Raw genomic sequence first — 20,500 nt, forward strand, 5'->3', positions numbered from 1 at the left:
GCTCGAAGGGAGGTGAACATGCGAACATCCCTCGGCATTTCGGCCGGGGCCGAGGTCGTGTGCTCGGCGTTGGTCACCACCGCGTCGAACGGCGCGCAGAGCTTCGACTACCGCGTCGTCTCCGCCGACGCGGCCCATTCCGATCTCGGCGATCTGGTGGCCTCCTCGATCGAGCTGATGACCACCCAACTTCCGCGCGAGGTCATCCCGCCGATCGGCGCCCGTTCCGCGGGCGCGCCTCGCGACCTCGTTTCCGCGATCAGCCGCCCACCGACCAGCGTGGCCGTCGCGTACCGCACCAAGGAGCAGGCCCAGATCATCCGCTCGGCAACCGGCAAGCAGCGCGAACTGCGGCTGGTTCCGGAGGGCACCGCGGCGCTCACCTATCTGCGCCACACCGGGTTGCTCGACCGCTACGACACGGTCGCCATCATCGATCTCGGCGCGTCCGGCCTCACCGTCACCATCGCCGACCAGGCCGAGGGCACGCTGCTGCGATCCGAACGTATCTCGGCGATCAGCGGCAACGCCATCGATGACCTCATCTACCACCATCTGGTGGACCTGCACTTCGCCCGGCGCGGCACCCGCCCGAGCCGCGACATGCTGACCAACCGGGGCCGGGCCGCCAAGGAGCACCTGTCCATCGCGCCCGCCGTCACCATCGACCACGTCGCCGGCCGGCCGCTGAAGCTGACCAGGACCGACTTCGAGGATCTGATCGCCGACCTACTGCGCCGCATGGCGGTATTCGTCGCGGCCGCATTCGACCGAGCGCCCAAGTTCCCGCAGGCCGTCGCGGTGATCGGCGGCGGCGCCAACATTCCCGCCGTGCTGGACACGCTCACCACCGCGCTGGACATGCCGGTGTGCACCGTGCCCGACCCCGAGGCCGTGACCGCGAAAGGCGCAGCACTGGTGGCCGACTCGGTGCAGCCGTCGGTATTCCCGGTTGTCGCGCTGGGCAGCGATGCACCCGCCGGGACATTCACCAAGGTGATCGGCACGCTGGCCGGCGCGATCGTGGTCGTCGGCCTGATCATCGGGTACGGCGTGAAGACGTTCGCGCCTACCTCGGACGATGAGGTCTCCCCCGCGGGCACGACGAGTACCGCGCAGCTGCCGACCATGCCGGCGCCCGTCCCACCGCCGGGCGGAACAGGCATCGGCGGCGTCCGCAATCAAGACAGCAGTACCGGTGGCGTCATTGTGACCACGACACCGCAACACGGGCCGGGCGCAACCGTTGGTCCGTCGACCATGCCGACCCAACCCACGCTGCGTCCCGATCCGAACCTCCCGCTGATCCCGTTCCCCGAGCTCCTCGGTCCGCTGTTCGGCCATCCGGATGCGCCGCAAGGCGGTTCGTCCGGGCTGGGACAGAACGGGACGCCATCGCAGATCGGCCCGAGCGTTACCCCAGGTCAGGCGCCACCCCAGCTCCCCGCACAGTCGCGTATCCCCTTTCCGCCGCGCGTGAACTCCGGCTCGGCGGGAACTCCGAACGCCGGCCGGGGACAGCTGACCGGGGTCAACTGACCTCGGTTGGCCGGCCGTCCGGAATTCGGTGACCTACGCCATGATTCGGCGTGCCGGCAGGTCGACCTTCGGCAGACCTGCGACCCAGGTCAGTGCACCACACTGACCGACACCGGCAAACCAGGATCGGTGGCCACCGTCAGCGCCGACGGCTCAGCGCCCCCCGCGACAACATGCGCGCCGAGTGCGGCGATCATCACACCGTTATCCGTGCACAGCCGAGGCTTGGGCACGCGAAGGGTCATACCGGCCGCCGCGCATCGTTCCTCGGCCATCGAGCGAATCCGCGAGTTGGCCGTCGCGCCGCCGCCCAGCACCAGTGTGTCGACCCCGACGTCCTGGGCCGCGCGCACCGCCTTCATGGTCAGCACATCCGCGACCGACTCCTGGAACGATGCCGCGATATCGGCGATCGGCAGATCCGCGGTGGCGATGCCGCCGCGCTGCGCGGCCTCGACATAGCGGGCGACCGCGGTCTTGACACCGGAGAAAGAGAAGTCGTAGCGCGGGTCGCGCGGTCCGGTCATGCCGCGCGGGAACGCGATCGCGCGTGGCTCACCCGTCGCCGCGACGGCATCGAGCGCAGGGCCCCCGGGGAAGCCGAGTCCGAGCAGGCGCGCGACCTTGTCGAACGCCTCGCCCGCCGCGTCGTCGACGGTACTGCCCAATTCGACGATCGGCTCGGCCAGATTCGTCACGTGCAACAGGTGCGTGTGTCCGCCGGAGACCAGCAGCGCGACACAAGGCGGCATCGGCCCGTGCTCGAGGGTGTCCACGGCGACATGCCCGCCGAGGTGGTTGAGCGCGTAGAAGGGCACATCCCACGCCGCGGCATACGCCTTCGCTGCCGCGACGCCGACCAGTAGCGCACCGGCCAGCCCCGGCCCGATGGTCACGGCCAGCGCGTCCGGTTTCGCGATACCCGCCGCGGACAGCGCGCGGCGCATGGCGGGCACGATCGCCTCGAGATGCGCCCGCGAGGCGATTTCGGGAACGACACCGCCGAAGCGCGCATGCTGGTCGACGCTGGAAGCGACCTCGTCGGCGAGAAGTTCGCAGCTGCCGTCGGGGTGTCTGCGCACGATGCCGACACCGGTTTCGTCGCACGAACTCTCGATTCCCATGATGATCACGAGAGCACCTCGTTCGGCGTGTTCGCGCGCCACTCCCGGCCCTCGGCGGTCAGTGCGGGACGGCGCATCGTGTACGCGTCCGCACCGCTGGGGTGATAGTAGTTCTTGCGCAACCCGATGATGTGGAAGCCGTGCTTGGCGTACAGCGCGATCGCGGGCGCGTTGTCGGTACGGACCTCGAGGAATACAGGTCCACCGCGCCTGCCCGCCTCGGCGAGCAAGGCCTCCAGCAGAAGCGTGCCGACGCCCGTCCGATGACAACCCGGGTCGACGCCGATGGTGTGCACCTCGGCCTCGGGGTGTTCGGCATCACCCAGCAAGGCGATGCCCGCGTAGCCGACCATTCGCCCGTCGTCCCGAGCGGTGATGTAGCGGTTGTGCGAGCCGGCCAGTTCCGACTGGAACGAGATCGCATGCCAGGGGTCGTCCTCCGGGAACAGCAGCTGCTCCAATTCGACACAGCGCTCGATATCCGCGACCACCATCGGCTCGATTCGAAAACTCATCGGCATCACGCTCTCGTCCGGTCGAGGGTGCGATAGGCATTCTCGACGGCGTCCGGCCTGCGCAGGTACAGCGGAACCAACGGATCGGGCACCGCGCGTGCGCACACGTCGACTGCCGCGACGCGCACCAGACCGGCGGGCGAGGGCGTCTCGGCCGGAAGCACGGGAAGATCGAAGAAGTCGACGTGCGAAGCGGATCCGGCGATCGCCGTGGCCTGCCCCGCGTCCAGGTCGGTGGGCTTGCACACCTCTGGGCCCGCAGTGCGTGCGCCGTCGCGATACCGCGCCCAGTACACCTCGCGCCTGCGGGCGTCGGTCACCACGAGTAGCTCGCCGGCCGGCCGGAGTTCGGCCGCCGCGGGCCGCAGGGCCGGATCGAGCGCGGCGTCCGCGGCGATCGCGTCGAGACTGCAGACGCCGTACACCGGTATGCCGAGTGCGTCACCGAACGCGGCCGCGGTCGCCATGCCGACCCGAAGGCCGGTGAACGGGCCGGGACCGACGCCGACCACGAGCGCGGCGATGTCGGTTCTGGAACGACCTGCCTCGGTAAGGCATTCGAGGATCTGCGGAGTGAGCACCTCCGCATGCGCGCGAGGGTCGACCCGCACCCTGGAGGCGACGGTGCGCATCCGGACAGGAGTACCCGCGTCAACCCCCTGCTCCAGTTCCACCAGTCCCGCAGTCACGGCGGGTGTCGCGGTGTCGACGGCTAGTACAAGCATGATTGGGTCAACGATACCGGGTGGTAGCTGCGGCCGACGCAGAGCTACCACGTGGTTAATGAACCCATTCCCAGATCGCGGTGCGCACGTCCGAATCCGGTTCACGCGACAACCGCACGCGCAGGTGCCGATCCGCGAGGTGTTCCACCACACCGCGGCCCCACTCCACCACGACGACGGCCTGATGCAGATCCGTGTCCAGATCCAGCGCGTCGAGTTCATCCAGGTCGCCGCCGAGCCGATAGGCGTCGACGTGCACCATCGGCACCGCCGGCGCGTCCGCCCGCCAACCGGCGCGGTGCTGGCGGGCGATGATGAAAGTCGGCGAGCTGACCCGGCCCTGCACGCCGAGACCCGCGGCGATCCCACGGGTGAGCGCAGTCTTGCCGGCGCCGAGCGGGCCGTCCAGCACCACCAGGTCGCCGGCGCGCAGATCTGCCGCGAGTTCGCGGCCGAGCGCCTCGGTGTCGGCGACCGTGGGCAGAATCCGTTGCCGCGGTTCAGCCATCGGCCACCTCCGATTCACCGCGCGGCGCCGATTCGATCACACCGGCCCGCACGAGCAACCGGTCCAGTGCGGCGTTGACGACATCCGGGAACTGAAGATGCGGCATGTGCGCCGCGTGTGCCAGTCGAACGAGTTCACTATTGGGCAACGCGGCGGCCAGCGCGCGGGAATTGCGCCAGGGAATGACCAGATCGTGCACACCGCCGAGCACCAGGACCGGCGTGTCCGCCAAGGTGGGCAGCGCCGCCGACTCGTCGTGCAGCTCGATCGCTTCGAGGAACTTGACGACGGTCTCGACCGGCGTTCGATCGATCATCATCGTCGTGTAGCGCGACAAGGTCGGGCTCACCTGGCCGTGGAACGAGCTGACATGCAGGAATGGCGCGATCACGTGGCGCGCGGTCACGCGGCCCGCCTGCACCAGCGCGGGCGCGGTGCGCACGGCAAGCCGGAAACCGTCGATCGCCGGGTTGCGCAGTAGCTGGGCGATGCCCGTCGTGGCCACCTCGGCGGCGGCGGTCGACAGTAGTGCGATCCCGATCACCCTGGCCGCGAACAACTCCGGAAACCGGGCGGCCGCGGCGAGCACCGCCATCCCGCCCAGCGAATGCCCGACCAGCACGACAGGCCCGGTCGCCGCCGCGGACTCCAGCACGGTGATGAGGTCACGCCCGAGCTGGGCGATGGTGCAGCTCGCGGAGTCGGGCGTATCCGAGCGTCCGTGCCCGCGCAGATCGAACAGCACCATGCGCACCCGCGCCCCCCAGCGCTTTTCCAGGTCACGGCGCTGGAAGTGGAAAGATCCCATGCTGTTGCAGAAGCCGTGTACGAAGACCACCGTCACCGGCGCGTCTGCCGGACCGCATTCGCGGGTGGCCAGGCGAACGCCATCCTCGGTGAGCACCGTGCCAGGACGGTCCTGGTCGATGAGGGCGAAATTCTCGTCGCGATAGTCGTCGCCGCGTGCGGGCCACAGCACGCGCGACCCGACGTGGCGCAACGCGTGCACACCGGCCATCGCGGCGACTACACCGACCGTGGCCAGCCCGCCACGCACCACGGTGACCCGCGGACGTCTCACCGGGCACCGCCGACGAATCGTCGAGCGACCCGGCCCCGCGGCGAGGTCACCACCTCGTAGTGGATGGTGCCCAGCAGGTCCGCCCACTCCTGGGCGTGCAGTTCGGCGCCGAACAGGACCGCGATGTCGCCTTCCCGGACACCGGCGGCATTGTCGCCGAGGTCGACGACGAACTGGTCCATGCACACCCGGCCGACGCTTCTGCGGCGGGCGCCACCGAGCCATACGTCGAAACGGCCGCTCAAGGGCCGGAACACGCCGTCGGCGTAGCCCGCGGGGATCAGCGCCACAGTGGTGTCGTGCGGCGCGATCCACTGGTGCCCATACGAAACGCCTTCCCCCGCCTCGACCTGCTTGACCAGGGCTACCCGGGCCTGGAAGGTCATCGCCGGGCGGAGACCGAAATCGCCGAGGTCGGGTATCGGGGAAAGGCCATACATCGCGATACCTGGACGCACCAGGTCGAATGCCAGGTCAGGACGGGTGAGGGTGGCGGCCGAGTTGGCGAGATGCACCAACTCTGGCTCCAATCCATGCTCCTTGGCCACCGCGATCGCGGTCAGGAATCGGGCGTGCTGCACGTCGGTGTTGCGGTGCTCCGGCTCGTCGGCATGCGCGAGATGGGAGAAGATCGCGCGGAAACGCACCACCTGCTCGTCGACCAAAGTGCGCAGGGCCGTCAGCACCTGCGGGTATTCGGCCTGCGACACACCGTTTCGATTCAGGCCGGTGTCGACCTTGACACTGACCGTCGCGGTGCGGCCCATACCGCGGGCCGCCGCGGCGACCGCCCGCAAATGAGCTGGTGAACAGATGCCGATCTCGATGTCCGCGGCGACCGCGGCCGTGAAATTCGCATCGGAGTTGTTGAGCCAACACAGGATTGGCGCAGTGATCCCGGCCGTACGCAACTGCACCGCCTCTGCCACCGTGGTGACAGCCAGTTCGGCCGCCCCCGCCGCCAATGCCGCGCGCGCCACCTCGACCGCGCCATGGTTGTAGCCGTCCGCCTTCACCACCGCCATCACTGCGGCACCACTGGCGTGCTCCCGAAGGATCCGCACGTTGTGGGCGATGGCATCCAGGTCGACGACCATCTCCACCTGCGCTCCCCCACCGTTCCGACTGTCCAGGCCGTACCGGTCGGATGACACCGGATTCTCGGACCCGTCCTGCGTCGACCCCGCTTCGGTTACGCGCGTACCCGACGAGTTACCCATGTGCTCCCCCGCCTCTCCGGGTCTTCAGGCCATACCAGTCGACAGACGCGAGATTCTTCGACAGGTCCTGCGTCGACCCCACTTCAGTTACGCGCGTACCCGACGAGTTACCCATGTGCCTTCGGAATCAGTTGTTGCGTTGGTTTCCGTCGAGTGTATGGGCGTGCCGGAGTGGGTTGCTGGGCTGGTCCCGGGGCCGGGGCGCGGAGGGAGATCGCCGGGGTGTCGCGGTGATCAGTCGATCGGCGCCTCTCGGGTCTACCGGCGGCGGTCAGTTCGATCGGATGGAGTGACCCGGCTCACGATGGTGGATGGGCGAGGGCGCGCAGGATATGGATGGCCGGGCGGAGGTGGTCGAGCAGCGGTAGAGCCGAGATGGGGGCGCCGACCGAGTGGTCCGCGGTGGCGGCGAGGTTGGCGGCCAGCGAGTGGGCGCGCGCCGCGGCCGCGGCGGACCACGCGGGGTCTCGGCCGGCGGCGAGCAGGGCCCCGATGATACCCGAGAGCACGTCTCCGGCGCCCGCGGTGGCGGCCCAGGACCCGCCTGCCTCATTGACCAGGACGGGGCCGCCCGGTGCGGCGATCAGCGTGGCACGGCCCTTCAGCAGGACGGTGACCCGCCACGCTTCGGCCAGATCGCGCACCGCGGCCACCCGGTCCGCGCCGACGTCGTGACCGGTGAGGCGAGCGAACTCGCCCGCGTGCGGCGTCAGGACGGTCGGGGCCGTGCGCGCGCGAACCAACGCCGGGTCGGCGGCCAGCAGCGTCAAACCGTCGGCGTCGACGACAACCGGGAGATCGGTGGACAGCAGGTAGGCCAAACGCTCTCGGGCGTCGGCGTCGGTGCCCGCGCCGGGACCGACGATCCAGGACTGGACCCGACCCGCCTCGGAAACCCGCTGGGTGGCGATGACTTCCGGGCAGTGCCGCAGTACCTCGTTCGCTCCGGCACCGGCGTATCGCACCATGCCCGATGTCGCGGTGACCGCGGCGCCCGTGCACAGCACCGCCGCACCCGGATAGGTCGCGCTGCCCGCGCAGACGCCGGTGACGCCCTGGGTGTACTTGTTGTCGGCGGGCCCGGGGACCGGCCACGCGGCGCCGATCGACGCGTATTCCAGCGCGGCGAGATTCGGCTCCGGAAGCCGTAACCCGATGGGGACCAGCTCGATTCGGCCGCAGTGCGGCGCAGCGAGAGCATGCACGGGTTTGTAGGCTCCGAAGGCGACCGTGACCGCCGCGCGGACGGCCGGGCCTTCGATCGCTCCGGTGTCCGGGTCGACGCCACTGGGCAAGTCGGCCGCGACGATCGGTGCGTCCAGCGCCGCAACGAGTTCCGCGGCGCGCGGCCGCAACGGACCACGGCCCGAGATGCCGACGATGCCGTCGATCACCACGTCGGGATCACCGACCTCGTCACCGATCCGGCCGCCGGTTGAGCACAGTGCGGCAAGTCCTTTCGCGTGCGCCCGCTCCGGGTTCAACAGCACGGCGGTGACCGCGACACCCCGGCGGCGCAGCATCGAACCGGCCCACAGCGCATCGCCGCCGTTGTCGCCGGACCCGACCAGTAGCGTCACCGCACGTCCCGCGATACCGCCGGTGCGCGCCCGCAGTTCCGCCGCGACGACGGTGGCCAGACCGTATGCCGCACGTCGCATGGGGACACCATCCGGAACACGGGTGAACAACTCGGCTTCGGCCGTGCGCACCTCGTCGGCGGTGAAATAGCCCCGCTGCGTGGACATTACTGCTCCCTCCGTCGGTCTTGCCCGCGCCGAGCAGATCGGTCGGTATGAGCCGACCGCCGGTACGGGCACTGCGTCGATCTCGGTTCGCGCCGTCCGGTCGACGGCCGCCCGTCCGTAGTGCCTGCGCCACCGAGTCGGTTCGCCACAGCGGCAGACTACGCTTGGCGGGCATGTCGATCGCCCACCGCCGCGCAAGGCCGACCTGGGTCGTCACGGGTTTCGCCATCGGTGCGCTGTTGTTGTCCGGATGCGGTGCGGACAATTCCGGCACGGACGCGACGACCACGAACAAACGCCCACCTCCGGTCGCCACGACATCCCCGCCGGCAGGCGCGCGGAACTCCGCCGCGACCGTCACGGTCGACGACATGAAGTTCACCCCCGCCGAGGTCACGGTGAAGATCGGCGACACGGTCACCTGGAAGTTCGACGACAAGGTCCCGCACACCGTGCAGGGCATCGGTGACAAGGCGATGGGCATCAACAGCCCGATCTTCGACAGGGGCCAGTGGAGTCACACCTTCACCACCCCGGGCACCTTCCGCTACCTCTGCTCACTGCACCCGGAGATGCGCGGGTCGGTCACCGTCGAATAGCACCGAATAACACCGAATAGCACCGAGTCGGCCGATCCTGGTCGGAGTGGCGGTCCGCCGCGAGTAGCCGAGCGGCCGTACAGCTGGCACGGGAGATCCGCACACCTCCGAGACGACGGCGCCGCGCGCTGTATCAGACCGGGCGGTACTCGCAGGTTCGCATCCCGCGGGTGTTCAGTGCCTCGATGGCGGCGACAAGAGGAGCCAACTCGGAGTCGGCGGCGGCCTGTCCGAGGGCGCCCGCGAGGGCGTCGTCGTGGGTGGGGCGCGCCTGTTCGAGCAGGGTGAGCCCGATCGGGGTCACATCGGTGTAGATACCGCGACGGTCGTCCTGGCACAGGTAGCGCTCGAGCAGGCCACGGTCTTCGAGCCGGGAGACCAGGCGGGTGGTGGCACTCTGGCTCAACACCACGGCGTCGGCGACCTGATTCATCCGGAGGTGCCCACCCGGCCCGTCATGCTGACGGCTGAGGACCACCAGCAGCGAGTACTCGCGCACGCTCAGACCGTGGCCGGACTGCAGCGCTCGTTCGATGTGCGCCTCGATCCGGTCGTGCAGCAGCGACAGTGCGTACCAACCATCGGCCAAACCGGTCAGGGCGGCATCCGCGGTCATGGCGTTCCTTCGGTGTCGGAGATCTTCCCTCCAGGATAGATGAGATTCACAATAGCCCGCGCTTGCAGTTATAACGCGCCTGCAACTATTGTCAACGCCTGTAAAGATCTCACGCAACATTATGTGGAGGCTCCGCTCATGCCCCTCGCACTCCTCGCCCTCACCCTCGGGGCATTCGGAATCGGGACCACCGAATTCGTCATCGTCGGGTTACTGCCCGACATCGCCGACACCTACGCGGTGTCCATCCCCACCGCGGGACTGTTGGTCACCGGGTACGCGCTCGGCGTCGTGGTGGGCGCGCCGTTGATGACCGGGCTCGGCACCCGCGTATCGCGCAAGCGCATGTTGCTCGGCATGTTGGCGCTGCTCGTCGCGGGTAACGTGCTGTCGGCCATGGCGCCGACCTTCGGGATGATGCTGACCGGTCGGATCGTGGCGTCGCTGGCGCACGGCGCGTTCTTCGGCATCGGCGCGGTGGTCGCGGGCAACGTGGTCGGCCCCGATCGGCGGGCCGGCGCGATTGCGATCATGTTCACCGGCCTCACCGTCGCCACCATGGTCGGAGTGCCGCTGGGGACGCTGCTCGGCCAACACTTCGGCTGGCGGCTGACCTTCCTGATGGTGGCGTTGGTCGGCCTGATCGGCCTACTCGGTGTCACCATGCTGGTGCCAGAGCAGCCCGCACCGCCGAACGCCCGGCTGCGCACCGAACTCTCGGTGTTCGGCAACCCGCAGGTGCTGCTCGCGATGGCCATGACCGTGCTCGGCTTCGGCGGCGTATTCGCCGCGATCACCTATCTCGCACCGATGATGACCGAAGTCACCGGGTATGCGGACAGCTCGGTCACCTGGCTGCTCGTCCTGTTCGGTCTCGGCTTCTTCGCAGGAAACCTGATCGGCGGCACGTTCGCCGACCGTCACCTGATGCCGATGCTCTACCTCACCCTTGGCGGACTCGCGATCGTGCTCGCGCTGTTCACCGTCACCGCCCACAACAAGTTCACCGCCGCGATCACGATCGTCCTGATCGGCGCGCTCGGCTTCGCCACCGTCCCGCCGCTGCAGAAGCGCGTACTCGATCAGGCGGCCGGCGCGCCCACGCTGGCCTCGGCCGTCAACATCGGCGCCTTCAACCTCGGCAACGCCGTGGCCGCCTGGCTCGGTGGCCTGGTCATCGCCGCGGGCTTCGGGTACACCTCCCCCAACTGGGTCGGCGCAGCCCTGGTCCTGGTCGCGTTGGCCCTCGCCATTCTCTCCGGCGCCCTCGAACGCCGTGCCGCGACGATCGAGCCGGCCACCCCCGCCGACCCCTTGGCCACCGCACGCTCATAGTCGATCCGGCCTCGGTGATGAACAACTCCCGCTGAGGCCGCAACTCACCCGCCCAGGGCGCGAGACTGCGACCCCGCCGAGAGTTGTTCGTACGCTTGGCCACAGCCTGGTGCCCCGTGGCCGTGCGGCAGCCGCGGATCACCGGGATCCGAGGCTGCCCGGGCACGTCACTCGACTGTGACGGACTTCGCCAGGTTGCGGGGTTTGTCCACGTCGTAGCCGCGAGCCTGGGCCACCTCGGCGGCGAAGATCTGGAGTGGGACCGTCGACAGCAGGGGCTGAAACAGGGTTGGGGCCGTGGGGATCTCGATGAGATCGTCGGCGAACGGGCGGACCGTGTCGTCGTCTTCCTCGGCGATCACGATCGTGCGCGCACCACGGGCCTGGATCTCGCGGATATTGCTCAGCAGCTTGGAGTGCAGCACGGTACGGCCCTTCGGGGAGGGCATCACCACGATCACCGGCAACCCCTCCTCGATCAGCGCGATCGGTCCGTGCTTGAGCTCACCCGCCGCGAAGCCCTCGGCGTGCATATACGCGAGTTCCTTCAGCTTGAGCGCACCTTCCAGCGCCACCGGGTAGCCGACGTGCCGGCCCAGGAACAGTACGGTCGGCACGTGCGCCAGCTCGCGCGCGATGGCCCGCACCTGCGGCGCCGTCTCCAGCACCCGCTCCACCAGTCGCGGCATCGCCTCGAGTTCGGCGAACTCACGGGCTACCTCGTCCGGGTACTTGGTGCCGCGTGCCTGCGCCAAGGCCAGCCCGACCAGGTAATTCGCCGTGACCTGCGCCAGGAACGCCTTGGTGGAGGCGACACCGATCTCCGGTCCGGCCCTGGTGTAGAGCACTGCGTCGGACTCGCGGGGAATCTGCGCGCCGTTGGTGTTGCAGATCGCCAGGACGCGCGCCTTCTGCTCTTTGGCGTGGCGCACCGCCTCCAGCGTGTCGGCGGTCTCGCCGGACTGGGAGATCGCCACCACCAGGGTGGAGCGGTCCAGAACCGGGTCACGGTAACGGAATTCACTGGCCAGCTCGACCTCGACGGGCAGCCTGGTCCAGTGCTCGATCGCATATTTGGCGAGCAAACCGGAGTGGTAGGCACTGCCGCAGGCGACGACGAACACCTTGTCGAAGTCGCGCAGCTCCTGGTCGGCCAGGCGCTGCTCGTCCAGCACGATCCGGCCCGAGCCTTCCTGATCGGTGCTGAAATGCCCGATCAGGGTGTCGGCGACGGCAGTGGGCTGCTCTTCGATCTCCTTGAGCATGAAGTAGTCGTGACCGCCCTTTTCGGCGGCGGCCAGATCCCAGTCGATGGTGAACGGGCGGGTCCGCGCGCTCGCGTCGGCGCCCGCGAAGTCGGTGACCTGGTAGCTCTCCGAAGTGATCACCACGGCCTGGTCCTGGCCGAGTTCGACTGCCTCCCGAGTGTGCTCGATGAAGGCCGTGACGTCGGAGGCGATGAACATCTCGCCTTTGCCGACCCCCACCACCAGCGGAGTGGAGCGCCGCGCGGCCACGATCGTGCCTGGGTGGTCCGCATGCGTGAAGACCAGGGTGAACGCGCCCTCCAGCCGCCGCAGCACCGCCAGCGCGCTTGCCGCGAAGTCGCCCTCGGTCGGCCCCGCGGCATAGGCGCGGGCCACCAGGTGCACGGCGACCTCGGTGTCGGTGTCGCTGCGCAGTTCGACCCCGGCGCCCTCCAGTTCGCGCCGTAGCGGGGCGAAGTTCTCGATGATGCCGTTGTGCACCACCGCGACCTTGCCGCTGTCGTCGCAGTGCGGGTGCGCGTTGCGATCGGTCGGCGCGCCATGCGTCGCCCAGCGGGTGTGCCCCATGCCGGTGGTGCCGACAAAGCGGTCGGCCCCTGCTTCCGACAGCTCGGCTTCCAAATTGGCCAGTCGACCTGCCTTACGTTCCACCGCAAGCGCGCCCGCGCCATCCAGGATCGCCACGCCCGCGGAGTCGTAGCCGCGATATTCCATGCGGCGCAACGCGTCAACGACGACGCCGAGCGCGTCTCGGTACCCGACGTACCCCACGATTCCGCACATGGCTCACCACACTACTTATCGGATAACGTTCTCGTCGTGTCGGCGTCCGTGAAATCGCTACTGAGCACCCTGACCAGCCGTGGCCCGCATCGGGTACTGCGCGGCAACCTGGCCGTCGCCGGCCAGCCAGGGGTGGTGTTCACGCCCGAGTCCGGGCTGAACCTGCCCGCCGTCGCGTTCGGACACGGCTGGCTGACCGGCGCAAACCACTATCGTGGCCTGCTCGAACACCTCGCTTCCTGGGGAATTGTGGCCGCGGCCCCGGATACCGAGCGCGGGCCGATCCCGTCACATCTCGACCTGGCCACCGACCTGCTCACCACCCTCGACATCTGCACCGGGGTCCGTCTCGGCGACGGCGCGATCAGCGTGCACCCCGAACGCCTCGCTCTGGTCGGGCACGGCATGGGCGCGGGCGCCGCCGTCATCACCGCGAGCCGGCGTCAGGTCGCGGCCGTCGCGGCGCTGTTCCCCGCGCCGACGGCGCCGGCCGCCGAAGGTCTCGCATCCGACCTCGATATTCCGGCGCTCATCCTGGCCGGCGCCACCGACATCACGTCGGTCAGCTCCAACGCCATCCCGCTGGCCAGCTCCTGGGGCGGCGGGATGATCCTGCGCGCCATCGACGAGGCCTCGCAGAACGGCATCATCGAGGGGCGCCGCCTACTCGCCGCGGTCGGCGTGGCCAAACACGAGCCGAAGACCGCACGCAGAGCCCGCGCGTTGCTCGCCGGCTACTTGCTCGCCACGCTGGCTGGTGACAAGACCTACCAGGATTTCGCTGATCCCGAAGCGACCATTCCGCACACCGAGGTCATCGACCCCGACGTTCCCCATGAGGAGAAACCGCCGAAGCTGAAGGTCGGTCAGTTGGCCGCGTTGCTCCGGCGGTGATGAAGGCAGGTCAGATCAGCCAACTTTCGCGCTGATAGAACTTCGCCTCTTCGTCCTCGTCGTCGACCGGCGCAACCGACTGGTTCGCCTTGCGGGCGGTCATCGACCGCGCAATGGCTTCGCGGTGTTCGCGTGCCTCGGCCGCCAGCCGCTCGGTCACCTCGTCCTGGGCACGAGAGTCCGCCGAATCGCCGGCATGTTCCTGCCTGAAGCGGTCCATGTCGGCCGCCAGGTTGTCGGCGAATTCACGCCCACTCGCCGTCGACCGCTCGTTGATCTCCTGAAGTTCGTCGATCAGGATCGTCATCCGTCGCTGATTCTCCTCGGCGAGTCGCCGCGCCTCCTCGGCGTAGTTCACCATGCGGCATCGCCTCGCTCGTAGTGTGACGCCACACCGGTGGCGCCCCGGTTCATAGCGGTCCTGCCTCGGCCAGTTCCGCACCACTGTCCACTGGGGGCGCGGGTTCCGGATCGCCCTGCTCCGGTACGGCCTTCGGCCAATGCTCGCCATCTTGTTCGCGTCGCGCGCTCGGCGGAGTTCCCGCCGGCACTTCCGGCCGGTCGGTGTTCGATTCGGGGACCGGCGGCCTGTCGACCGGATGGTCCTTCTCCGGCGTTTCGGGCGCCGGGGGGGCGGCGGCGGGCGCGGGTTCTTGCGACTCCTTCATCGAGATCACCGGCATCCCATGCTCGTCCAGTTCGAGATCGAACTCCTGCTGCCTGCCCGTCGCGTCGGACAGCACCAGTGTCACCCGGCCGTCCGGCCCCGTCTCGAACTTCACATGCTTTCCGGCGATATCGAATTCCGCCGTCGGCGAGCGGCCGGCGGAATCCTCGTCGTCATTCGTATCCACGCCGTCTGTGTCGGCATGCGGCGAATCGACATTCGCTCCGAGTTTCTCGATAGCGGCGTCGATTCCCTCCTTGATGACTCCGCTCAGTGCGGTGACGCCTTGGTCGATCGCCTGAGCGAGACCCGTTGCCACCGGGGACGATTCCTTCGCCAACTGATCGAGTGCGGCCAGACCGTCCAGCGACGGCAGTTTGGGGGCAAGCGTTGTCGGAACATTCGGCTCGGTCGGCATTGTGGATGTACTCGCCGGGGCTGTGCTGGGCGCGGCACCGGTCGGGAGCGGGGAAGTCGACGACGGCGGGCCGGGTAAGCCAGGAGATGTAGGGGACTGAGAGTCGGCAGACACCGGGGAATCGGGTTTTCCCTGGTTGTCCGCCTCGCCCGACGACGGCTTCGACGGCCCTGCCGGGCGTGGATACGTATGGTCGGACACCGCGGCCAAGGCATCAGCCAGGTTCTGATACTGGAGCTTGATGTGATCATCGGTTTGTGTGCACGCGTCGATGAAACGCGTCAATTTGTCATCGAAATCCCGTTTGAAGGGATTCTGCAGCCAATCACTGACAGTCTTGCGGATCTTCTCGCCGTATGCACCGGTCAGCTTCTGCTTGCCGTTGGTCTGGTAGCTGGGCACGGCGAGTGCGGGGAAGATCCGGCTGAGGTCGCGCACTTGGTCCCCGCTGATCCATTCGTGCGCATTGTGCACCTCGACAATGACTTTCACGTCTTCCGGACTCTTGCCGTCGATCTGCACGGCCTTGCTGCCATTCCCCGAATCCGCTAGCAGCCCTAGTGTGGCCTCGGCTTTCGCGCCCACCGACTGCCGCAGCGAGTTCGCCATCGGATCGATCGCCTGCCACGCTGCCCGCGTGTGCTGTCGATCCTCGTCGGCCAAGACGGACTGTTTGCTGAGCATGTCGAGCGCGGCGTTGGCCGCCGCCCCCTGCCACAGAGTGGGCAACAGACCGGTGTGGCTGCGTTGTACTTCCCACTCCCTATCCACCTCGCCCAGCGCGGTTTTCAACGCCGCGCCCGCCCCCGCCAGCTTGTCCACCGACATACCGCGTTGCTCGTCATATCGCGCCAGCAGCACGCCGAGATCTCCCCGGCCACCGTTGCCGCCGAACGCCGCCTCGTACAGCGGCATGAACCGTATCCAGTACTGCAGCCCGTAGCTGCCTTCGTCCAGGATGGCGTCGATCGTCCTACCCTGCCAGGCAACGGCCATGATCTCGACTCCTCGAATGTCTGGTGTCGTCAATGGAAACAGCGGTCATTCGGCGTTTCACCTCGTGTTCGTTTCCGCCGCGCGCTGCTGATCGGTCTCCGCGTAGGTCACTACCGCCGCACCGAGCGCATCAGCGGTCGCGGCGGTGGCCTCGCTCCATCTCGCCAACCATGCGCTGATGCGCTGCAACCCCTCATGCACCGCGATGCCCTGCAGCGCATAGTTCCTGCCCGCCTCGCCACCCTCGCCGAACCCATTGCGGGCAACCTTTCCAGCCTGGCTTCGAACCGTGTTCGCCGATCTCCGATAGTCGCTGCCCAGCGCACCGAGCTCCCCCGTCCGAACCCCGAACGTCTCCGACCCGCCCATGAACACCCCTCCGTCCTCATAGCGTCGACCCGCCAGGCGCCGAACCCGACTGCCGCCATACTTCCTTCGACGCAATCCACCGACATCCGGTTCCCCGACTTCCGCCCGAATCGGTGTCCAAACAAACCCCTGCTCACGCTACCGCCCCGCCCAGATCCGTTGCGGCGCCGACGTCCCCGTTGCTCGCTGAGCGCAGTGTTGCTGAACGCAGTGTTATGGCTGCTGTTCTGCCCGTTGATAACCACCATTCGACTGCGCTCGAGAGCTCTTTGGACCGGGCGCGGAAACGGATCAGCACGGCGACGACCAGCGACCCGGCCGGGCGGTATCGGTCGAAGGTCAGGTGCGTGTTATCGGGGCTGTCGCAATGGCTCGATACGGCGGTCCCTGCCACCGAAAACGTCGACAAGGTCGACGCGAGAGGTTTGCTCGCAGGCCGCTGGACGGGTCACAACTTCCCAGTAACGAGGATATGCGCCGCGTCCGCGGTGTCCATCGGTCTCTACGCTCGGGCGAACCCGGGTTGTTGCCAGGAGTTGCGAGAGCCAATGCGCCGCATCGTGCTGAGCTGGAGCCACTCGGCGCCAGCATCACCGCCGAGCTCGACGGTCGTAACGGCGAGCTGGCAGAGGCGTCTGGCGGGCGCTCCCCTACCAGGGCCTGCAAGGCCACGCCTTGGTCGCGGGCCATCATCTGTACCGTCTCGCCCCCGTGCACGAGCTGTTGTATACCTCGGCCACCATGATTCGACACGGCCGATCTACTGCATGACCAACGAGACCGGCGGCCTGTACCTGAATGGTGATGCCCAGCCGCTACAGCGGTGTCCGCGAACAACCGGGAGTGCGAACCGAAACGAAGTCACAGACTGCCGATGGTTACGGCAGGGTGACCAACCAGCGGGCGACACCGCCGTGGTGTGAGCAGGTGCCCGAGCGGTGCCGGCTCGAGCTGTAAGTGCCGTCCTTGCACTGTGCGGTTGCCCGTCAGGGGCAGCGGGCGCCTGCCGCGGGCGCCGGACCAGTCATGGTCGGCGTTTTTGCGTTCGCTTGTTCCGCAGGCAATCAGGGTTGGTGCCGCGGCAGTTGCGGGCCGCGGCCAAACCCACGCCGGCGGCGAACAACCAGGTCGCAAATGCCACTCGAGGGTCAGCGGTCTGCGCATTACGGTAGCGCCGTGGAGGCGGCCCGCGTCGCCATTCATCTGAACTCCTACGCAGTTCGACTCTCGGCTGGACAGGCTCCAGCGCAGGAGCCTAACTAGCGCACAACCTGACTCCGGTCGTCCGCAATCCGCTGAAGTCCAGCTATCGAAGTGCTTGCGCCGACAATACCGCCCTGCCGCCGAGTCGGCGCGCGCCGTGCCTCCTCGCACTTTCTGCCGAATCCAAACAACGTCGCGACCGCACTGCCGCTCCTTGATATCTATAGTTACACAAGGGAATTCGATCGTTTCCCCTACATTGCACTGCGCCTGTGATTTCACAGGATGTTCCCGCCCGACGCGCTGGACGAGATTCAGCGGGAGAGTGTCGTTCGATCCGTAACACCCTCCGGCCGGCCACATGCCAGGACCCGGATACGTTGCGCCACGGCGTGAACCGCTGAACATTGCACCAAACCGCTCTTCTCGGCATGACTCTTCTCGCGACAGTCCCCAACCCCATGTAGCGGCTACCCACACCCGGGACACCCCTGCCCGCGCGCTCCGAAGGCGCGCGGGCAGGGGCGAAATCCTTTCGGTGGATCGGGGCTCAGGGAGCCGTGATGGTGTTGGTGTCCAGGGTGATCGCACCGTTGAGGGCCAGGACGTCCCCGTTCACGGTGGTGCCGCCCGTCACCGTGACCGAGGTGAACGCCAGGATGTTGCCGGCGAAGTTGGTGTTGGCGCCCAGTGTGGCCGAGCTACCGACTTGCCAGAACACGTTGCTTGCGGTGGCGCCGTTGATGAGGTTCACCACACTGCTCGCCCCGGTGATCAATGTCGTCCCGGCCTGGAAGATGAACACCGCATTCGGGTTGCCTTGCCCGTCCAGGGTGACGGTGCCGTTGAGGTCGATCCCGGCAACTGCCTTGTACACCCCGGAGGTCAGGGTTTGTCCCGCGAGATCGGTGGTCACGAACGCGGTAGGCGTCCGACCTACCGCGTCGATGTAGGCAGCCTGCAGATCGGTGTGCGCCTGCGCCGCGACCGCGTCCCCGGGATGGATCGCTCCATTGGTCACCGTTCCCGGCGGGAATCCGGTCACTGCGGTGCCCGGGCTGACACCCAGGTTACCGGAGATGGCCGTGGGTCCGGTGTTGGTGACTGTCGCAGCACCCAGCACCGCGAACGTCGAGGCCGTGCCCAAATTGACCGGCGCCAGACCCGAAACGTAGGTGTAGGCAACACCATTGCTGGTTCCGCCAGGGGTGGTGACGGTGACCAGTACTGTTCCTGCCGCATGGGCTGGGGTGAGGGCGGTGATCTGGGTGTCGGAGTTGACGGTGAACAGGGTCGCCGGTGTCCCACCGAAACTCACTGCGGTGGCTCCGGTCAAGCCTGTCCCGGTGAGCACAACCACTGTCCCACCGGTCGCCGGTCCCACGTTCGGAACCACTGTGAGGAGGATGGGCACAGCGATGTAGGTGAACGCGACGCCGTTGCTGGTTCCGCCGGGGGTGGTGACGGTGACCAATACCGCGCCAGCTGAATGGGCTGGGGTGAGGACGGTGATCTGGGTGTCGGAGTTGACGGTGAACAGGGTCGCCGGTGTCCCACCGAAACTCACCGCGGTGACTCCGGTCAAGCCTGTCCCGGTGAGCACAACCACGGTCCCCCCGCTCGGCGGCCCTGAGCTCGGAGTGATGCTGGTGAGGGTGGGTACCGCGATGTAGGTGAACGCCACACCGTTACTCGTTCCGCCGGGGGCGGTGACAGTGACCGACACCGTCCCAGCTGAATGGGCTGGGGCCACCGCCGTGATCTGTGTCGACGAGTTGACCGTGAACGAAGTCGCCGGTGTCCCACCGAAACTCACCGCGGTGACTCCGGTCAAGTTCGTCCCGGTGAGCACAACCACTGTCCCACCGGCCGCCGGCCCCGAAGCCGGACTGATGCTGGTCAAAGTAGGAACCGGGAGCACACCATAGACGTAGGGCAGCGGGTTGCTCGTGCCGTCCAACAGTGCCTGTACGGTGACGTTCACCGTGCCGGTTCCAGGCGGAACGATGGCCGTGATCTGGGTATTGGAGTCGATCGTGAATGTCGTTGCGTTCGTGCCGAACCGGACAGTCAAGGGACCGACATTGGCGAACCCGGAGCCGGTGATGACTACCGAGTTGAGACCTGCTGGAGGACCGAAAGAGGGTGTCAACGAGGTGATGACAGGTGCCATTTTTTTGCCTTCTGATCAGTGATCGGTGAAAAAATTCCCCCGGAGCGGGACGGGTCGTGTATTTGTTACGCCGCTCATCCCCAGTAACCCTCCAGTGGCGGCACTTTGGCAATGTTTCCCGGGTCCGTTTTCGTCCGGTCGTTGTCCGTTTTCAGGTTCGGCCGGTAGCTATTGAGAAACTGGAACACCAGGCGTAACCTTGTAGCCCGGCTTCGATGGGCGCCGCCGCCCAGTTCGAGCAGCTGGGTTTTGTTCGCGAATTCCGGTGCCAGTTGTTCGCGAATTCCGCTGCCAGTTGTTCGCGAATCCTGGTGTCGGTTGAGCTGAGTAATTTCCGATCCCGGTCACGAGTATTGGCATCACCTGAGCGACGACCTGCCACCACAATGGTGTCGAAATTCGCGATCACAAAATCCGAAAGTGATGTCGAGATTCACGACCGACCGCTGCCCAGATCCGCGATCAGAACCAGGTGCAGGTAAGAACCGTGTCATCTGGTACAGGAAGCGCAAACTGTCGGGTAGCCGGTTGTGGCGGGTGTAGTTCGCCGCGCGATGCGGGGGCTTGACAAGGATGAGCTGATCGATCGGCGGACGGTTGTCGTCAGGGTCGAGGAGCAAATCCGCCCGATCCGGCGCTGAGGAATTACCGCAGATAGCGTCACTTTGACCCGTCCTGGCTCGATGCGCCTTTCGGGCGGGGCGACTCGGGAAACTATG

17 protein-coding genes and 1 pseudogene are annotated in these 20,500 nt (G+C 67.5%); 4 read left to right on the forward strand and 14 right to left on the reverse strand.

Annotated features, from left to right (window positions below; all coding sequences use genetic code 11):
• Positions 1–18: 18 nt before the first annotated feature.
• Positions 19–1,539, forward strand: a complete 1,521-nt coding sequence (locus AB0B25_RS06795) for an Hsp70 family protein (protein ID WP_357175816.1) — start codon at positions 19–21, stop codon at positions 1,537–1,539.
• Positions 1,540–1,628: 89 nt separating this feature from the next.
• Here the strand turns inward: AB0B25_RS06795 and tsaD are convergent, their stop codons facing one another.
• The 7 genes from tsaD to AB0B25_RS06830 all read right to left on the reverse strand — a co-directional run bounded on the left by tsaD (position 1,629) and on the right by AB0B25_RS06830 (position 8,460).
• Entirely contained in the window at positions 1,629–2,672 is a 1,044-nt protein-coding gene (tsaD, locus tag AB0B25_RS06800; RefSeq protein ID WP_357175819.1) for a tRNA (adenosine(37)-N6)-threonylcarbamoyltransferase complex transferase subunit TsaD, read from the reverse strand.
• The gene (gene rimI, locus AB0B25_RS06805) at positions 2,669–3,178 is read right to left on the reverse strand and encodes a ribosomal protein S18-alanine N-acetyltransferase (RefSeq protein ID WP_357175820.1); all 510 of its coding nucleotides are present in this window, start codon (positions 3,176–3,178) and stop codon (positions 2,669–2,671) included. The genes tsaD and rimI overlap by 4 nt, the downstream gene beginning before the upstream one ends.
• Before the next feature lie 5 nt (positions 3,179–3,183).
• Positions 3,184–3,903 carry a tRNA (adenosine(37)-N6)-threonylcarbamoyltransferase complex dimerization subunit type 1 TsaB gene (gene tsaB / locus AB0B25_RS06810; RefSeq protein WP_357175823.1) on the reverse strand — a complete coding sequence of 240 codons (720 nt, stop codon included), beginning with the start codon at positions 3,901–3,903 and terminating at the stop codon, positions 3,184–3,186.
• 55 nt (positions 3,904–3,958) lie between these two features.
• Positions 3,959–4,411 carry a tRNA (adenosine(37)-N6)-threonylcarbamoyltransferase complex ATPase subunit type 1 TsaE gene (tsaE, locus tag AB0B25_RS06815; RefSeq protein ID WP_357175826.1) on the reverse strand — a complete coding sequence of 151 codons (453 nt, stop codon included), beginning with the start codon at positions 4,409–4,411 and terminating at the stop codon, positions 3,959–3,961.
• On the reverse strand, positions 4,404–5,492 hold the full coding sequence (locus AB0B25_RS06820) for an alpha/beta hydrolase (protein ID WP_357175829.1): 1,089 nt from the start codon (positions 5,490–5,492) through the stop codon (positions 4,404–4,406). Before AB0B25_RS06820 ends, tsaE begins: the two co-directional genes overlap by 8 nt.
• Positions 5,489–6,589, reverse strand: coding sequence for an alanine racemase (gene alr / locus AB0B25_RS06825; protein WP_357176031.1), 1,101 nt, complete (start codon positions 6,587–6,589; stop codon positions 5,489–5,491). Before alr ends, AB0B25_RS06820 begins: the two co-directional genes overlap by 4 nt.
• Before the next feature lie 422 nt (positions 6,590–7,011).
• A complete protein-coding gene (locus AB0B25_RS06830; RefSeq protein ID WP_357175831.1) occupies positions 7,012–8,460 on the reverse strand; it encodes an NAD(P)H-hydrate dehydratase in 1,449 nt (482 codons plus the stop codon).
• 173 nt (positions 8,461–8,633) lie between these two features.
• On the opposite strand from AB0B25_RS06830, the gene AB0B25_RS06835 reads away from it, so the two are divergent.
• A complete protein-coding gene (locus AB0B25_RS06835; protein ID WP_357175833.1) occupies positions 8,634–9,059 on the forward strand; it encodes a cupredoxin family copper-binding protein in 426 nt (141 codons plus the stop codon).
• Between the two features lie 133 nt (positions 9,060–9,192).
• On the opposite strand, the gene AB0B25_RS06840 is transcribed toward AB0B25_RS06835, so the two are convergent.
• Positions 9,193–9,675: a MarR family transcriptional regulator gene (locus tag AB0B25_RS06840; RefSeq protein ID WP_357073863.1), complete on the reverse strand. Its 483-nt coding sequence runs from the start codon at positions 9,673–9,675 to the stop codon at positions 9,193–9,195.
• A gap of 138 nt (positions 9,676–9,813) precedes the next feature.
• On the opposite strand from AB0B25_RS06840, the gene AB0B25_RS06845 reads away from it, so the two are divergent.
• Positions 9,814–11,010, forward strand: coding sequence for an MFS transporter (locus tag AB0B25_RS06845; RefSeq protein WP_357175835.1), 1,197 nt, complete (start codon positions 9,814–9,816; stop codon positions 11,008–11,010).
• A 167-nt stretch (positions 11,011–11,177) separates the two neighbouring features.
• Here AB0B25_RS06845 and glmS read toward each other — a convergent pair whose 3' ends face one another.
• Positions 11,178–13,061 carry a glutamine--fructose-6-phosphate transaminase (isomerizing) gene (glmS, locus tag AB0B25_RS06850; RefSeq protein ID WP_357175838.1) on the reverse strand — a complete coding sequence of 628 codons (1,884 nt, stop codon included), beginning with the start codon at positions 13,059–13,061 and terminating at the stop codon, positions 11,178–11,180.
• 36 nt (positions 13,062–13,097) lie between these two features.
• Between glmS and AB0B25_RS06855 the strand changes: the two genes are divergently transcribed.
• A complete protein-coding gene (locus tag AB0B25_RS06855) occupies positions 13,098–13,955 on the forward strand; it encodes a hypothetical protein (protein WP_357175841.1) in 858 nt (285 codons plus the stop codon).
• A 10-nt stretch (positions 13,956–13,965) separates the two neighbouring features.
• Here AB0B25_RS06855 and AB0B25_RS06860 read toward each other — a convergent pair whose 3' ends face one another.
• The 5 genes and pseudogenes from AB0B25_RS06860 to AB0B25_RS06880 all read right to left on the reverse strand — a co-directional run bounded on the left by AB0B25_RS06860 (position 13,966) and on the right by AB0B25_RS06880 (position 19,781).
• Positions 13,966–14,316, reverse strand: coding sequence for a hypothetical protein (locus AB0B25_RS06860; RefSeq protein ID WP_357175844.1), 351 nt, complete (start codon positions 14,314–14,316; stop codon positions 13,966–13,968).
• 49 nt (positions 14,317–14,365) lie between these two features.
• Positions 14,366–16,036 (reverse strand): hypothetical protein, encoded by a 1,671-nt coding sequence (locus AB0B25_RS06865; RefSeq protein WP_357175846.1) that lies wholly within the window; start codon positions 16,034–16,036, stop codon positions 14,366–14,368.
• Between the two features lie 57 nt (positions 16,037–16,093).
• Positions 16,094–16,405, reverse strand: coding sequence for a hypothetical protein (locus AB0B25_RS06870; protein ID WP_357175849.1), 312 nt, complete (start codon positions 16,403–16,405; stop codon positions 16,094–16,096).
• A gap of 878 nt (positions 16,406–17,283) precedes the next feature.
• Positions 17,284–17,346, reverse strand: a pseudogene (locus AB0B25_RS06875) (hypothetical protein); the annotation flags it as partial.
• A gap of 812 nt (positions 17,347–18,158) precedes the next feature.
• Complete coding sequence (locus AB0B25_RS06880) at positions 18,159–19,781, reverse strand: ice-binding family protein (protein WP_357175852.1); 1,623 nt, start codon at positions 19,779–19,781, stop codon at positions 18,159–18,161.
• Positions 19,782–20,500: the final 719 nt, after the last annotated feature.

The organism is Nocardia sp. NPDC049190, assembly GCF_040648115.1.
Classification (GTDB): domain Bacteria; phylum Actinomycetota; class Actinomycetes; order Mycobacteriales; family Mycobacteriaceae; genus Nocardia.

Coding starts and splice junctions, on each gene's coding strand:
- tsaB (WP_357175823.1), bottom strand. CDS start 3,903: ATGCTTGTACTAGCCGTCGACACCGCGACACCCGCCGTGACTGCGGGA.
- AB0B25_RS06880 (WP_357175852.1), bottom strand. CDS start 19,781: ATGGCACCTGTCATCACCTCGTTGACACCCTCTTTCGGTCCTCCAGCA.
- tsaE (WP_357175826.1), bottom strand. CDS start 4,411: ATGGCTGAACCGCGGCAACGGATTCTGCCCACGGTCGCCGACACCGAG.
- AB0B25_RS06795 (WP_357175816.1), top strand. CDS start 19: ATGCGAACATCCCTCGGCATTTCGGCCGGGGCCGAGGTCGTGTGCTCG.
- AB0B25_RS06835 (WP_357175833.1), top strand. CDS start 8,634: ATGTCGATCGCCCACCGCCGCGCAAGGCCGACCTGGGTCGTCACGGGT.
- glmS (WP_357175838.1), bottom strand. CDS start 13,061: ATGTGCGGAATCGTGGGGTACGTCGGGTACCGAGACGCGCTCGGCGTC.
- AB0B25_RS06870 (WP_357175849.1), bottom strand. CDS start 16,405: ATGGGCGGGTCGGAGACGTTCGGGGTTCGGACGGGGGAGCTCGGTGCG.
- AB0B25_RS06860 (WP_357175844.1), bottom strand. CDS start 14,316: ATGGTGAACTACGCCGAGGAGGCGCGGCGACTCGCCGAGGAGAATCAG.
- AB0B25_RS06845 (WP_357175835.1), top strand. CDS start 9,814: ATGCCCCTCGCACTCCTCGCCCTCACCCTCGGGGCATTCGGAATCGGG.
- alr (WP_357176031.1), bottom strand. CDS start 6,589: ATGGTCGTCGACCTGGATGCCATCGCCCACAACGTGCGGATCCTTCGG.
- AB0B25_RS06865 (WP_357175846.1), bottom strand. CDS start 16,036: ATGGCCGTTGCCTGGCAGGGTAGGACGATCGACGCCATCCTGGACGAA.
- rimI (WP_357175820.1), bottom strand. CDS start 3,178: ATGAGTTTTCGAATCGAGCCGATGGTGGTCGCGGATATCGAGCGCTGT.
- AB0B25_RS06830 (WP_357175831.1), bottom strand. CDS start 8,460: ATGTCCACGCAGCGGGGCTATTTCACCGCCGACGAGGTGCGCACGGCC.
- AB0B25_RS06840 (WP_357073863.1), bottom strand. CDS start 9,675: ATGACCGCGGATGCCGCCCTGACCGGTTTGGCCGATGGTTGGTACGCA.